Genomic DNA, 13,430 nt, shown 5'->3' on the forward strand with positions numbered 1-13,430 from the left:
CTCCGCTTATTCACGACGCAGGAAGCGTTCCTCTGCTTCCTTACGCGACATTATAACCTCTCGTGGCTTGCTGCCTACGGATTGACCGACAATGCCCAGCTCCTCCATGGTATCTACCAGACGCGCCGCACGCGTATAGCCTATGCGGAAGCGTCGCTGCAGCATGGAGCTTGATGCCTGCCCCATATCCAGCACAAGGCTCAGGGCATCCTCAAAAAGCTCATCCTCTGCAGGCGCATTGGAGCCTGCATCCTCGGCATTATGGCCTTTATTATCACATTCCAGCTCCTGCTCTGTTACTTCTTCGCTGTAATTTACAGGAATGGACTGCTTGATAATGAAATCTACTATTTTATTCAGCTCATCATCGCTGACGAAAGCACCCTGTACACGCACAGGCTTGTTGTAGCCCATGGGGTAAAAGAGCATATCGCCCTTGCCCAGCAGCTTTTCGGCACCGCCCATATCAATAATGGTGCGCGAATCTGTCTGCGAGGATACGGCGAAAGCAATACGTGAAGGAATATTCGCCTTGACGATGCCTGTAATAACATCTACGGACGGACGCTGGGTTGCCAGAATCAGATGGATACCGGCAGCGCGGGCCTTCTGTGCCAGGCGCAGGATGGCATCCTCCACATCAACCTTGGCTACCATCATCAAGTCGGATAACTCGTCGATGATAATTACGATATAGGGCATCTTTTCGGCGGCCTGTGCGTTATAGGTTTTGATGTCACGCACACGGCTGTCGGCAAACGCCTTATAACGGCGCTCCATTTCCGCTACCGCCCAATGCAGCGCGCTGGCTGCCTTTTTCGGCTCGGTGACAACAGGTGTCAGCAGATGCGGAATACCGTTGTAATTAGACAATTCAACGACCTTAGGGTCGACAAGAATCAGTTTAACCTCGTCCGGGGTAGCACGGTACAAAAGACCGGCGATAATCGTATTGATGCACACCGATTTACCGGAGCCTGTGGAGCCTGCTACCAGAAGGTGGGGCATTTTCGCAAGGTCGGCGGAAATAATATCACCGCTGATATCCTTGCCCAGACCGATGCACAGATGCTCCTTCGCATTGCGCACACTGCCTGCCTCCACAACCTCACGGAAGCACACAGGATCGTTCTTCGTGTTCGGCGCTTCGATACCGATGGCGGATTTGCCGGGAATCGGCGCCTCGATACGCACACCGGGCGCAGCCAGACGCAGAGCGATATCATCCGCAAGGTTCACCACCGAGCTTACCTTCACGCCTGCCGCAGGCTCCAGCTCAAAGCGGGTAACCGACGGTCCGCGCGTAACGGCAACAACTCTGGCGCGCACCTTGAAATCTGCCAAAGTCTGCTCCAGCACCGCACATTGGTCCATGATGTCCTTCTGATAGGTGGACGGGTCGCTGGCCTTCGGCGTATCCAGAAGCTCCAGCGGGGGCAGCTGATAGCTGCTCGCTGCCTGCGCTTCAGGCTCATATGCTGCAGCGGTCTGCGGAGCAGGCGCTGCTGCGGCAATTTTATCTGCGCTGTCAAAAATTGTTACGGCCGGCTTCTCCGGTTCAGGCTCAGGCTGCGGCTCCGCCTTAACAGGCGCTGCAAACGCCGGTGCCTGTTCCTCACGATAGGTATTGCGGATTACGGAAGCAGGACGCTCCGGCTCAGGCTCCGGTTCGGCAGCCGGCGGCTCCGCATCATCCAGAAAACGGCTGTCCGGCTCGTAATCATCGTCATAATTGATAATCGGTCTTACAATGACCTCGGGTTTGGACTGCTCCCATTCGGGCAGCTGCACCGGGTCACGCTCTATTTCCTCTTTTAAAGGAGATTTTTCGTAAACGCTCTTGTTTTTCGTAAAGCCCAAAATGCTTCTGAAAGCACTTTTCTTCTGCACGCCCTCGTTGAAGGCGTCAAACTCGGGGCTGGTATAGTTGCTGATAACGTTATCCGCAGGAGCGGTATGCGGTTGAGGCGCGGCACTTTTGCGCTTGAACACAGTCTTAGGCGCAATCTCGGGACGCTTACGCTCCTCCTTCACCTTGTCGTCTGGGCGCATCAGCGTAATCTCATCGGAGGTCAGGTAATCCTGCCACAGCTCCCACCATTTGCGCAGCGGCAACACCAGACCCAGCAGCCACAGCCAGCCTAAGGCCAGGATAATATAAACCGTCACATCACCGGCAAAGGAACGCAGCAGCTTCAGCAGCAAACCGCCGACCAAACCGCCGCCATCCGCTATCAGCGAAGGCTCCAGCTCAGAGCCAACAGGCACAAAAACATGATGAGCTGTGCCTGTAAGGCACAGCGTCACCAAAGTAAAAATTAATGTTCTCTTGTTAAAAACACCAAACTGTCCCCTAAGCAGCTGCCAGGACGCAGCAAAGAAAGCCAAAGGCAGCAAAAAGATACCCTTACCCAGCAGATGCTGCTCCACCAGATAAGCATAATGCATTACGCCGTCCTCAGCCTTCATAAGAAGAGCGGCTGCAAACAGCAGGCCCATAAGCAGGCATACAGCACCGGCAAGCGCCGAGTAGCTTCTATTCTGTTGCTTCCTTCTTCTTTCCTTGCGCAAGATAAGACAACTCCTAAAATCGCAGCAGTCAGCAGTCATCTGTTATCAGCTGACTGCCAACAACCGCTCACTAAAAACTAATCACTATTCACTAGCCACTAATCACTGAAAGCTATCAGATTTCCATGATAATCGGCAGAATCATCGGACGGCGACGGGTTCTTTCGAACAGGAAGCGTCCCAGAGAATCACGGACAGTGGACTTGATTGCCGACCATTCGGAAACATTGTTTTCCTCGCAGCGGTCCAGGGCAGCCTGCACCTTGTCGCGTGCTTCATCCATCAGGTCCTCGGCCTCGCGTACATAAACAAAGCCGCGGGAAACGATATCCGGACCGGAAACTACATGACAGGATTCCTTGTCGATAGTTACAACAACAATCATAATACCGTCCTGAGAAAGCTGACGGCGGTCGCGCAGTACGATGTTGCCTACGTCGCCGACACCCAGGCCGTCAACCAGCACCTTGCCTGCAGGCACCTTGCCGTTAATGGTAATGCTGCTCTTGGTCAGCTCGATAACGCTGCCGTTTTCACCGATAACAATATGGTCTGCCGGCATGCCGAGGGATTTCGCCAGATTAGCATGCTTAACCAGGTGACGGTATTCACCATGCACAGGCATGAAGAAACGCGGACGCACCAGATTGTGCATCATCTTGATTTCCTCCTGGCTGGCGTGGCCGGAAACGTGGACGCCGTTGCTCTTTTCATAGATAACGTCCGCACCCAGCTTGTACAGATGGTCGATAGTACGGGAAACGAGCTTTTCGTTGCCCGGAATCGGTGTAGCAGAAATAATTACTGTATCACCGGGCATAATATCAACTTTTTTATGGTCATTCATAGCCATACGGGTGAGCGCGCTCATAGGCTCGCCCTGACTGCCGGTGGTGATAATAACAACCTTTTCCGGCGTATAGTTATGAGTTTCGTCAATATCAATCAAAACGCCCTCGGGAACCTTCAGGTAACCCAGCTCCTTGGCGATATTTACAACATTCACCATGCTGCGGCCGATAACTGCTACCTTACGGTCGTACTTCACAGCAGTATCAATAACCTGTTGGATACGATGTACGTTAGAGGAGAATGTTGCTACTATAATACGATGCTTAGCATAGCGGAACTCCTCGTCAAAGGTCTGGCCTACCATTTTTTCACTGGGAGTGAAGCCCGGGCGCTCGGCGTTGGTGCTGTCTGCCAGCAGGCACAGCACACCGCGGTCGCCGTATTCGGCAAATTTATTGAATTCCATAACCTGTCCGTCAACAGGAGTGTGGTCGATTTTGAAGTCACCGGTGTGGATAATAACACCGATAGGAGTAGTAATTGCGATTGCAACAGCGTCGGGAATGCTGTGGTTTACGCGGATGAAATCGAGCTTAAAGGCACCGGCGTTAATCTTGTCACCGGGTTTTACTACGTGCAGGTTTTCGTTGCCTACACCGTTTTCCTTCAAGCGGCCTTGTAAAATACCCAGAGTAAGTGCGGTACCATAAACGGGACAATCAATTTGTTTCATAACATAGGGCAGCGCACCGATATGGTCCTCGTGACCATGTGTCAGAAAGATACCCTTAATTTTATCTTTATTCTCAACCAAATATGTAATATCGGGAATAACCAAGTCAATGCCGAGCATATCGTCTTCAGGGAACATCAGGCCTGCATCAATCAGGATCATGTCGTCCCCGTAACGGAATACCGTCATATTTTTACCAATTTCGCCCAAACCACCAAGCGGGATAATCTGAACCTTATGTTGAAATTTACCCAAAAAAAATACACCTCCATTTTTTATTTTACATTCTTCCGTACAAATGTAGAAATTGAATTTGATACTGTGTCCGCACACATACTCTCTACTTTATTATACACTAAATATGGGCTATTGACAAATAGTGATACATATTTTTTGTGAAAAGTTTGTTGCCAAACGGATGATTTTTTGGGAGAGGTAAAGCGCATGCAAAAAAGTGGCTGCGGGCAAGGTGCCCCCTACTCCCTTGACATTCCCCCATATTTCAAGTAAACTTAAATTAAGTTCTTGAAAACCGCAAGTAAGCTTACGCCTCCGGCTCATTTACCTGCGGACAATTAAATAAGCAGTATATCCTGCAGATGCACCTTTTCTGCAGAAGCTTAAGCAAGGCCATTTATTTTTATCTGGTACATTCTAAGAGTAGTACAAACTGACGATTTTTATCGTCAGGGTACTGCTCTTTTTTGTTTTTCAGGCGTCTTGCAACTGCTTATGTATTTTTTACTTTATCTGTGTTAAAATGAAAGGAGAAAAACCATGCAAGACCTGGCAACAAAATTTGCAAACCTGACAATCCAAAGCGACTTCATCTTCAAGAAGGTAATGTCGCGCAAGCGCATCTGCAAGCATCTGCTGGAGGAGCTGCTGCAGATAGAAATTGCTGACATTAACTACATTGAGGCAGAAAAGACGCTTGAGCCTGAGTACACCAGCCGCGGCATCCGCCTTGATATCATCGTAGCGGACGATAAAAACACGCATTATAATCTGGAGATGCAGGTGAAAAACAATAAAAATCCCGATACGGATACCTACGTCCTGCCCAAGCGCTCCCGCTATTATCAGGCGCTGCTTGATATTGATTTGCTGCAGAAGGGACAGCCGTATGACCTGCTGCCACCGACATTTATTATTTTTATCTGCGTTTTTGACTTCTTTGAACAGGATAATTACGTTTATACCTTTAAAAAGTGTTGTCTGGAGAATCGGGAGTTGGAGCTTTCCGATGAAGCAACCACCATGATTTTGAACACCAAAGGTACGCATGGCGATATTTCTAAAGACATCAAGAGCTTTTATGATTATGTAAACAACCACATTGTAACTACTGATTTCACCAAACAGATTGACGATGAAATCAGCTATCTGAAACTTGATACGAAAGTGAGGCGAGAATTTATGCTTATGGAAGCACGTTTATTAGATGAAAGGCGTGAAGGCGAAGCTGTGGGTATTGCCAAAGGCAAAGAAATTGGCCTTGCTGAGGAAAAACTCGCTACTGCTAAACGTATGCTGGCCAAGGGCTGCTATTCTCTCGAGGTTATTTCTGAGCTTACAAATTTATCTCTCGCTGATGTGGAGAAGCTGAAGGAAGAGCAAGCTGAGCAAGCCTGATACGCACACACAACATTAAAGCAAAAGGCGTTCTACCGCAGTTGGGTAGAACGCCTTTAGTGTTCTGTGTTCGCCTTACGCGCCACTTCTTCTTCGCGCGTCAGCTTTACTTTCTCTTTACAGCACTTCTTCGCGCGTCAATGCAGCGCTGCACCTCCGCCAAACAGTCGGCAAGGTGCTTTTTTATTTCCGTTTCCCAGAAGCGCAGCACCATCCAGCCGTTGTCGCGCAGTTCGATGGTGTTTTCAAGGTCACGCTCCACATTACGCCTGATTTTTTCGTGCCAATATTTTACGTTGGTCGCAACGTCGTAGCGCTCCAAACTCTTTCCGTGCCAGAATTCCCCATCACAGAATACTGCAATTTTGTACTTGGTAATGACAATATCCGGATGGCAGCTGCACACCTTATAGTTCTTGCGGTAGCGGATGCCCTCGTGCCACAGTGCCTTGCGCAGAAGGATTTCTATTTATGTGGCTTTAGCCCGTGGAGCGCTATCGAGTTTCTTTTCAAAGAAATGAGATAGTGCTTCACACAGAACCACCCGCTATGCGGGTGCGCATTGATTGTTATACAAAAATACGTCATTCCGATATACAATAGTAAGTGTTCAAGTCACTATTGCAAAGAAAGGAATGACGTATTAATGGCAAATAAAACTAACGAATTATCGCATTCAAAGTGGGTATGCAAATATCATATAGTCTTTACACCTAAGTATAGACGAAAAATCATTTATAATCAATACCGTGAGGATTTAATAGAAATTTTTAAACGGTTATGTTCGTACAAGGGTGTAGAAATTATCGAAGGTCATATGATGCCTGATCATGTGCATATGCTACTTAGTATTCCACCTAAAATTGCAGTATCGACATTTATAGGCTATCTTAAAGGAAAGTCAGCGCTTCAAATGTTTGATAAACACGCAAATTTAAAGTATAAGTTTGGCAATAGACATTTTTGGGCAGAAGGTTACTACGCATCTACAGTAGGTTTAAATGAAGCCACCGTAAAGAAATATATTGCGGAACAAGAAAAGCACGATATAGCTTTAGATAAGTTAAGTGTAAAAGAGTACGAAGACCCTTTTAAGGGTAACTAGTATTCAAAACGCCCCTGACAGGGGCAGCGAAAGAGAAAAGTGCAATGTGGCTTGAACAAAGTGAAAGCCAGCGTCTTGAGGCGCTGGCTAGTATTAAGGGCTTATAGCCCGTCGTCAAACCACCCGTTTGACGGGTGGTCATGATTTTTGTGTCCTTGCTGCGGATGGCCTGCATATTTTTATGGCGTTGCTCCTTAGTCAGCTTGTCCATGATTGCTGCAATGCTCCTCGATGATTTCTGCCAGCTGCCGAATATCGGTTTCCGAACGCTTCTCGGCAATCTGCATCAGGCGCTTTACATCCAGCAGAACGCCCTGAATATGCTCGTACTCCTTGCCTCTGCCCTCGCCGGCATCCTTCCACAGCGCCACAGCCTCGCCTGCATAATGCAGCGTGCCTGCGTTTTCTTCCGCCCAATGGTTTTTGTCAAACGGCATAAGAAATGCGTTGTAGATAACGCTGTCCGGATTTTTGAGGTCCGCCTGCGCATCAATATATTCGCCGTAGGTTATCTGCTTGTTGATTGAAGCTGATTCCGGCAAATCGAAAGGGTTCTTCGTCGCACCGTATTTATAATACTTCGCGTCAAGCACATAGATATTATTGTTGTACAGCATAATAGTATCAGGCTCCAGCTTAGAGTTATCGTACTCCTTACCGCTGCGCGCCAGCTTCCACTTCGTTTTCGGGAAATAGCGCTGCTTGTCGCTGATGCCGAAAGCTGCGTCAATCATCTTTTCCCAGACATACTCAAACCTGTTCGTGCCAAAGGTAAAGCTCGTTTCCCTCATGCCCTCGTCAGGCTCGTTGTTGATGATTTTCAGCATATTGGCAAAAAGCATCTTGTTGGCATCGTTAAAGGTACGGCACAGCTTTTCCTGCAGCGCAGCGCTGAACCATTGGCGGTGGAACGGGATTTGCGGCTCGGGCGGTTTGTAATCCGTGAACAGCCAGCCGAAGCGGATAAAGCTGATATAGACGCAATATTGATGTATCAGGGTTATCAGGTCATTTTCGTTGATAACGTTCTTCTTCGTGATGAAGTCCAGATAATAGACATCCGCTTCCTGAATAACAGGCTTTTTCTGCTTAATCGTGCGGTTCCAGTGGATTTTACCGCGCTTGGATGAAGCGTATTCCACGATGCCTTCCTTGTAGTAGCCTCGGGTGACAAAGTCCATAATGATGTAGATATAGGCATACATCGGCGTTTCCGTCGCTGCGTCCTTTTCGCGCTTAAAGCCGCTTTTGCTTTCCGTATGGCTGCTGTACAGCGCCAGTGTGTGGAACAGCAGCAGCAAATCCTCGCGCAACAGCTTATCATCATCCTCGGACGCTATGGCGTACCCCAGCGGAAAGGAAACCGTGTAATCCTTGCCGTCAAATTCCAGGCCGACAAAGGTATCGGTTTTTCTGTTGGTGTTGATATGGCATCTGTCCTTGAGCAAGGTGCTCACTCCTCGCCTGCCGGTTTTTGAGCCGGATTATCTTCTGCAGCGCTCTCCGCTGCTTCTTCCTCGGATGTCTTTTCTTCCGCAGTTTGAGCCTGCTCTGCTGCCATTTCGGCCATCTTCTTCTGCATCTCGTCATAAACAGCGGGCACCAGTACCTTTTTCAGCGGAAAGACCTTGGCTGCAGTCATTGAAGAGTTCCTTTCTGCCCAGCTTAAAAGCATCGTCCCACAGGTATTTGAGCACCTTTTCCGCAAAGCGCTCTGCATCGTCCAGATCGTTGTCCGTGGCGAAGTATACGCCAAGGCTTTTATTCCCCCAACCTTACATAATTTAGATTAGCACTTTCTTGAGTGTTAACTATGATAATAATTCGAATCATCAACTTCAAGTATTTAATGCTCTTTTATTATATCATAAACTGATTTTCTTTCCTACATCCTAAAGAAAAACTTATGTACTAATTTAAAATATGCACTTTGGTAATTCTTGCTTTCGAAAAATTCTTCCACATATACCTCAATTTTTACATTTTATTATTTTTTATTATCCCTCAACACTTTATCCGCAACCCTCTTGCGCACATGCGGAAACTCCTCACCCATCAGCTCCATATTCTTCTCCACAATCCGCCAAAAATCTGGCATCTCCTCACCAAGCGCCATCACCAGCTGCCTCAGCACATACACATTCACGTTCACCTGCCCCCTTTCAATCCTGCGCAGCGAACGCTCCGACACTCCCGACAGCAACGCCAGCTCTTTCTGATTAATATTCTTGTCAAGCTGCAGAGATTTAATACACTCACCAATCACGTTGGCCAATAAAATACGTTCATTGTCTTTATCCATGTAATCGCCTCCATATGGGAATAGCGTATTACATAAATTTATTTTGACGGCTAAAACGGACATATCTGTCCTCTTTTATAATTTTTTCAATTTTCTGTGATACAATAATCCCATCAAGACTTGATGCAGTACAGCACAGAATTCTGTCATATGCGGCATTGCGACCGCCTCAGAAAGGAACTGGACAACATAACAACAAAAAACTGCCCTGAGCAGGAAAATACCGAACAGGTAATCTGCTGCGTGCCGGAAGGCACCGAACCGCAGGACCGCACGGAGGAAAAAACAACCTTCACTCTCACAGAATTTAAAGAGCTGGTGCACAGCGCCCAAAAAGGTGACCGCGAGGCCATCAATGTATTATGCACAGCCTTTAAGCCCTTAATCTACAAAGAGGCCTATCGCTACGAAGTGCGTGAAGCCTTGGGCGAGGATGCCGTCAATACTGCCTGGTTAATCTTTTTAGAGCAAATCAAGAAGTATGACGGACGCGACTTCGGGCATCTGCCGGGACTTTTGCAGTACCATGTCCATTACGGACTGCTGCACAAGTTTACACGCGGGAAATCTGTCAAGGATTGCTATTATCTGGACGCAGAGGAAGAAGGCGATGGAATGCAGATTGCCGAAAAATTTGATGCTATTGCTCAAATGGAGGACAATCAGGCCATGCAGCTTGCCTTCAAACGTCTTACGGATAAACAGCGTAATATTATTAACGCCATGCAAGAACCGGATATGACAATAAAAAAATATAGCGAAGAACATAAGATAAGCTACAAAACTGCCTACTTGCATCTGCATAGAGGTTTAGACAACCTTAAGCGTATGATTGCTTAATTTTATTTTGACGTTCTGCTGCCAGTTCAGCAGGACGTTTTTTTATTTCTACGCCGGTATAAAAAAAGAGCATTGTCAAGTAAATGGGATTCAGCCTTTTCTTTTGTCAAGAGTTAGGAAAATCTCCTTTTTCAAGTGTCAAGAATCTGGATTTATTCTCTTTTCACTTGTCAAGTATAAGGGATTTCTGCCTACGCCTACGCTCTACTTCTACCGTACTTTACGTCTATCCTCTAGGTAGAACTCTAAAGAACAAGGTTACTACTAGCTTACGCTAGTAGTTTTTATCACAGCCAAAAGAAATAAAGACAGAAAGAAAAAATTATAAAAAAGAAAGAGAGAAAAAAGAAAACTCATTATACTAATGGCTAAAAAACATCAATTTACTCACCCCCCAGTGCAAATTTTTTTAGAAAAATATTTTTAAATTTTTTTGCTTTAGGGGGTGAGTAAAACGACCTAAAAAAGCCATTAATAGAGTGAGAGGCAAAAACAACATGCTCCCGCCTCTTGCCCAAAGCAGAATCCGGATATGCAAGTAAGCGCATGGGAGAAAAAAATACAAAGGAGCTTTTTGATATATGCTTGTAACAAATCCCCGCAGAATTAATCATGAACAGCTGCGAATCTTGGCTAGAAATGCCAAAGGCGGTATCAATCACATCTATCTGCATTGGACGGCAGGAACCTACGACCAGGTTTTTGATGATTACCACATCAACATCGGCGAGCATGGCGAGCTTTACCTCACCTGCAATATGCTGCTCGAATATAAGTCGCATACCTGGCGTCGTAACAGTCGCTCCATTGGCGTCACTCTCTGTTGCGCTAAGGATGCTATCCTCGCCTACAAATGCAATCCTGTGTTTGGCGCATATCCACCGACTGAACTTCAAGTGGAACAGATGGCGATAGTAGTCGCTATCCTGTGTCATGAGCTGGAACTGGAAATCAATAATGATACAGTTCTGACGCATGCCGAAGCAGCCAATCGCGACCAATATGGTCCCGGTCAAGGTGATCCCGATATGCGCTGGGATTTGTACATGCTCAAAGGCATGCCGGAAACGAGGGCCCTGCGCCCGGGAGGCGTGCTGCTGCGAAAAAAAGCTTTGGCGTATTTGCACGGTATGCTCAGGGACAAGCTGCTGCAGCCGCATGAACCCAAGGCGGAGCAGCCTGAGCTGCTGGCAGCGTGAGAGCAACGCCTAGCGCCGACAAAAAAGCCTCTCCTTGGGGAGAGGTGGCATCGCGAAGCGATGACGGAGAGGGGTTTAATTGCTAAGCATAATGACAGTGCACTAGTCAACAAATTTTAGACACAAATCACAAAAAAATATACAACAAAAATCTCTCTGTTATTCAGCTACACTTCTATAATGCAACTCGCGATATTGAATAGGCGTCAGATAGTTTAAAGAATAAGCAGGACGCTGTTCATTAAAGAAATGAATGTATTCTGTTACTTCATCTACAACAGACTTTTCTCCTGTTACATGAAAATCAGTAAACATTTCTGTTTTTATCCAACCATTAATCGCTTCCATTGCTGCATTATCGGTAGGTGTTCCTGCACGAGACATAGAATGGGTAATGCTATACATTGGCAACAAGTCATTAAATGCCTTAGACGCGTAAACGGAACCTTGGTCTGAATGTAGGATCATTTCATATTCTGGATATTGTTTCTTTAAAGCAATTAAATCCTCCAAACCGCTAATATATGTCATGCGGTCACCTCGTTTAGAAGAAAGAGAATGACTTACAATTTCATTATTCCAAAGGTCCATATACAATGTCAGCTCATAATAAATCCCTTTAACATGAAAAGCAGTCATATCGCTTACAATACATTGTAGCGGTCCATCAATCTGCATTTCTTTCATGAGCAGATTCGGAAAAATCCGGTATGAATCCCCTGGTTTCTTGTATTTGTAATGCTTAGCCTGACTTTTAATACCAGTAATTTTGCAACACTTATGTGCATATGCATCCGAAAGGATAAGACCGGTATCCAGACGAATCTTAGCGTTAAGCCAGCGATATCCGTGAGAAGGATATTTAGCATGGTATTCATTAAAAAGCAAAATATTACTAAGCAGATTCCGCATTTTTGTAGAAGGATGTGAGAGCTTCTTCTTCCATGCATAGAAGCTGCTACGCTGTACATTCATTGTTTCGCATATAAGTTTTACCGGAAATTCGCCAGAGAGTTCTAATATTACTTGGTATTCTTGTTGCCGTATAGAATTACTGTACCATCCCCTTTCACCGCATAGCCTTTTTTTAATCTAGCTTCTGCAATTCTTGCTTTAAGCAACTCACGAATTAATTCTTCCTTGGTCATAGATTGATAATCATCCGTGTTCGCAGAAAGTGCAGGTGCATTGGGACGTATTATATTACATTTTTGTTGTTTACAATTTTTTGCAGGCAGGTTATTCGCATCTCTGTACATACGCATATAGGTACGTGCTGTACCTTCGCAAATATTGTATAACTCTGCTGCTTGATAGCGAGTAATCTCGCTATCATATATTCGGCGACCAATGTCTAATTTTTCTTGTTTAGTGTATTTCATGGTAAACCTCCTGTTTAGACCGAAGTATTGCTTGTCTATTGATATATATATTGGTGTATTCCATTATATATCATCTGTACAAGAAATACCCCCTCTGTGTCTAAAATAAGTTTACCACTTCACAGCAGTCCCCTCTCAGTCGCCTACGGCGACAGCTCCCCCCTAGGGGAGCCTCTCATCTACCCATTCATTTTTTTCATCATCAAAAGGAGTTTTAATCTATGGCAGAAATCAATCAGGAAATTTTGAAACGTACTCTGGTAATCAACGTTGAGGATGGCACCGGTGCCGACGGCACTACCAAGTATAAGGCGAAAAACTTCAACGGCATCAAGACCGACGCTGCACTGGACAAGGTGTACGAGGCAGGTACTGCTATCGGCGGCTTGATGGAGAAGCCTTATAAGGATATTGAGCTGACCGAGAAGAGTGAGCTGGCGGAAGCGTAAGGCTTTTCGTCACAACCCTTCCGTCTACTCGCTACGCTCGTAGCCACCTCCCCTTTCAGGGGAGATATAACCTACTTGCGAAACGTAATTCTTAAAACCACCACTAACCCATATATGCTCCCTGAAAGGGAGCTGGCAAAATCACGTTAGTGATTTTGACTGAGGGTTGTATCAACATAACACAAAGGAGCAATCACCCATGGAAAAATCTTTACAACTCGTCTTTAAAAACGCTGCAGGCAGCACCAAAATCATCACCATCTCCAACCCCAAAGACAACCTCTCCAAATCCGAAACCGACGCAGCGATGCAAAAAATCGTCGCAGCCAACATTTTCAGCACCGTCGGCGGTGACTTGGTACAAGCTGTTGAAGCTCGTGTTGTCAATCGTAATGTCCAAGTTCTGGCGTAAAAAACACTAA

The 13,430-nt window shown here is 46.2% G+C and carries 14 protein-coding genes; 6 read left to right on the forward strand and 8 right to left on the reverse strand.

Annotated elements, in window-relative coordinates; genetic code table 11:
* Positions 1–6: 6 nt before the first annotated feature.
* Both KAH19_RS10075 and KAH19_RS10080 read right to left on the reverse strand, forming a co-directional pair.
* Positions 7–2,571, reverse strand: coding sequence for a DNA translocase FtsK (locus tag KAH19_RS10075; protein WP_246869363.1), 2,565 nt, complete (start codon positions 2,569–2,571; stop codon positions 7–9).
* A 115-nt stretch (positions 2,572–2,686) separates the two neighbouring features.
* Positions 2,687–4,351 (reverse strand): ribonuclease J, encoded by a 1,665-nt coding sequence (locus tag KAH19_RS10080; protein ID WP_021721156.1) that lies wholly within the window; start codon positions 4,349–4,351, stop codon positions 2,687–2,689.
* A gap of 522 nt (positions 4,352–4,873) precedes the next feature.
* On the opposite strand from KAH19_RS10080, the gene KAH19_RS10085 reads away from it, so the two are divergent.
* Positions 4,874–5,731 (forward strand): Rpn family recombination-promoting nuclease/putative transposase, encoded by an 858-nt coding sequence (locus KAH19_RS10085; protein ID WP_210684488.1) that lies wholly within the window; start codon positions 4,874–4,876, stop codon positions 5,729–5,731.
* Positions 5,732–5,837: 106 nt separating this feature from the next.
* Here KAH19_RS10085 and KAH19_RS10090 read toward each other — a convergent pair whose 3' ends face one another.
* A complete protein-coding gene (locus KAH19_RS10090; protein WP_210685540.1) occupies positions 5,838–6,200 on the reverse strand; it encodes a very short patch repair endonuclease in 363 nt (120 codons plus the stop codon).
* A 177-nt stretch (positions 6,201–6,377) separates the two neighbouring features.
* Here KAH19_RS10090 and tnpA point away from each other — a divergent pair, with 177 nt between their 5' ends.
* Positions 6,378–6,836 carry an IS200/IS605 family transposase gene (gene tnpA / locus KAH19_RS10095; protein WP_178511231.1) on the forward strand — a complete coding sequence of 153 codons (459 nt, stop codon included), beginning with the start codon at positions 6,378–6,380 and terminating at the stop codon, positions 6,834–6,836.
* A gap of 194 nt (positions 6,837–7,030) precedes the next feature.
* On the opposite strand, the gene KAH19_RS10105 is transcribed toward tnpA, so the two are convergent.
* The 3 genes from KAH19_RS10105 to KAH19_RS10115 all read right to left on the reverse strand — a co-directional run bounded on the left by KAH19_RS10105 (position 7,031) and on the right by KAH19_RS10115 (position 9,138).
* A complete protein-coding gene (locus tag KAH19_RS10105) occupies positions 7,031–8,284 on the reverse strand; it encodes an LlaJI family restriction endonuclease (protein WP_210684489.1) in 1,254 nt (417 codons plus the stop codon).
* Between the two features lie 5 nt (positions 8,285–8,289).
* Positions 8,290–8,478 (reverse strand): hypothetical protein, encoded by a 189-nt coding sequence (locus KAH19_RS10110; protein ID WP_210684490.1) that lies wholly within the window; start codon positions 8,476–8,478, stop codon positions 8,290–8,292.
* 345 nt (positions 8,479–8,823) lie between these two features.
* The gene (locus tag KAH19_RS10115) at positions 8,824–9,138 is read right to left on the reverse strand and encodes a helix-turn-helix domain-containing protein (RefSeq protein WP_021721162.1); all 315 of its coding nucleotides are present in this window, start codon (positions 9,136–9,138) and stop codon (positions 8,824–8,826) included.
* A gap of 150 nt (positions 9,139–9,288) precedes the next feature.
* On the opposite strand from KAH19_RS10115, the gene KAH19_RS10120 reads away from it, so the two are divergent.
* Positions 9,289–9,978 (forward strand): RNA polymerase sigma factor, encoded by a 690-nt coding sequence (locus tag KAH19_RS10120; protein WP_210684491.1) that lies wholly within the window; start codon positions 9,289–9,291, stop codon positions 9,976–9,978.
* 581 nt (positions 9,979–10,559) lie between these two features.
* A complete protein-coding gene (locus KAH19_RS10125) occupies positions 10,560–11,177 on the forward strand; it encodes an N-acetylmuramoyl-L-alanine amidase (RefSeq protein ID WP_210684492.1) in 618 nt (205 codons plus the stop codon).
* Positions 11,178–11,336: 159 nt separating this feature from the next.
* On the opposite strand, the gene KAH19_RS10130 is transcribed toward KAH19_RS10125, so the two are convergent.
* Entirely contained in the window at positions 11,337–12,200 is an 864-nt protein-coding gene (locus KAH19_RS10130) for an IS3 family transposase (RefSeq protein WP_246869461.1), read from the reverse strand.
* The gene (locus KAH19_RS10135; protein ID WP_210683834.1) at positions 12,200–12,559 is read right to left on the reverse strand and encodes a hypothetical protein; all 360 of its coding nucleotides are present in this window, start codon (positions 12,557–12,559) and stop codon (positions 12,200–12,202) included. Before KAH19_RS10135 ends, KAH19_RS10130 begins: the two co-directional genes overlap by 1 nt.
* A 221-nt stretch (positions 12,560–12,780) precedes the next feature.
* Between KAH19_RS10135 and KAH19_RS10140 the strand changes: the two genes are divergently transcribed.
* Complete coding sequence (locus tag KAH19_RS10140) at positions 12,781–13,008, forward strand: DUF1659 domain-containing protein (RefSeq protein WP_210684493.1); 228 nt, start codon at positions 12,781–12,783, stop codon at positions 13,006–13,008.
* 199 nt (positions 13,009–13,207) lie between these two features.
* Positions 13,208–13,420 (forward strand): DUF2922 domain-containing protein, encoded by a 213-nt coding sequence (locus tag KAH19_RS10145; protein WP_210684494.1) that lies wholly within the window; start codon positions 13,208–13,210, stop codon positions 13,418–13,420.
* Positions 13,421–13,430: the final 10 nt, after the last annotated feature.

The organism is Phascolarctobacterium sp. Marseille-Q4147 (assembly GCF_017968825.1).
In the GTDB taxonomy this organism is placed as follows: Bacteria; Bacillota; Negativicutes; order Acidaminococcales; family Acidaminococcaceae; genus Phascolarctobacterium_A.

Coding starts and splice junctions, on each gene's coding strand:
- KAH19_RS10085 (WP_210684488.1), top strand. CDS start 4,874: ATGCAAGACCTGGCAACAAAATTTGCAAACCTGACAATCCAAAGCGAC.
- tnpA (WP_178511231.1), top strand. CDS start 6,378: ATGGCAAATAAAACTAACGAATTATCGCATTCAAAGTGGGTATGCAAA.
- KAH19_RS10110 (WP_210684490.1), bottom strand. CDS start 8,478: ATGACTGCAGCCAAGGTCTTTCCGCTGAAAAAGGTACTGGTGCCCGCT.
- KAH19_RS10115 (WP_021721162.1), bottom strand. CDS start 9,138: ATGGATAAAGACAATGAACGTATTTTATTGGCCAACGTGATTGGTGAG.
- KAH19_RS10120 (WP_210684491.1), top strand. CDS start 9,289: ATGCGGCATTGCGACCGCCTCAGAAAGGAACTGGACAACATAACAACA.
- KAH19_RS10125 (WP_210684492.1), top strand. CDS start 10,560: ATGCTTGTAACAAATCCCCGCAGAATTAATCATGAACAGCTGCGAATC.
- KAH19_RS10135 (WP_210683834.1), bottom strand. CDS start 12,559: ATGAAATACACTAAACAAGAAAAATTAGACATTGGTCGCCGAATATAT.
- KAH19_RS10140 (WP_210684493.1), top strand. CDS start 12,781: ATGGCAGAAATCAATCAGGAAATTTTGAAACGTACTCTGGTAATCAAC.
- KAH19_RS10145 (WP_210684494.1), top strand. CDS start 13,208: ATGGAAAAATCTTTACAACTCGTCTTTAAAAACGCTGCAGGCAGCACC.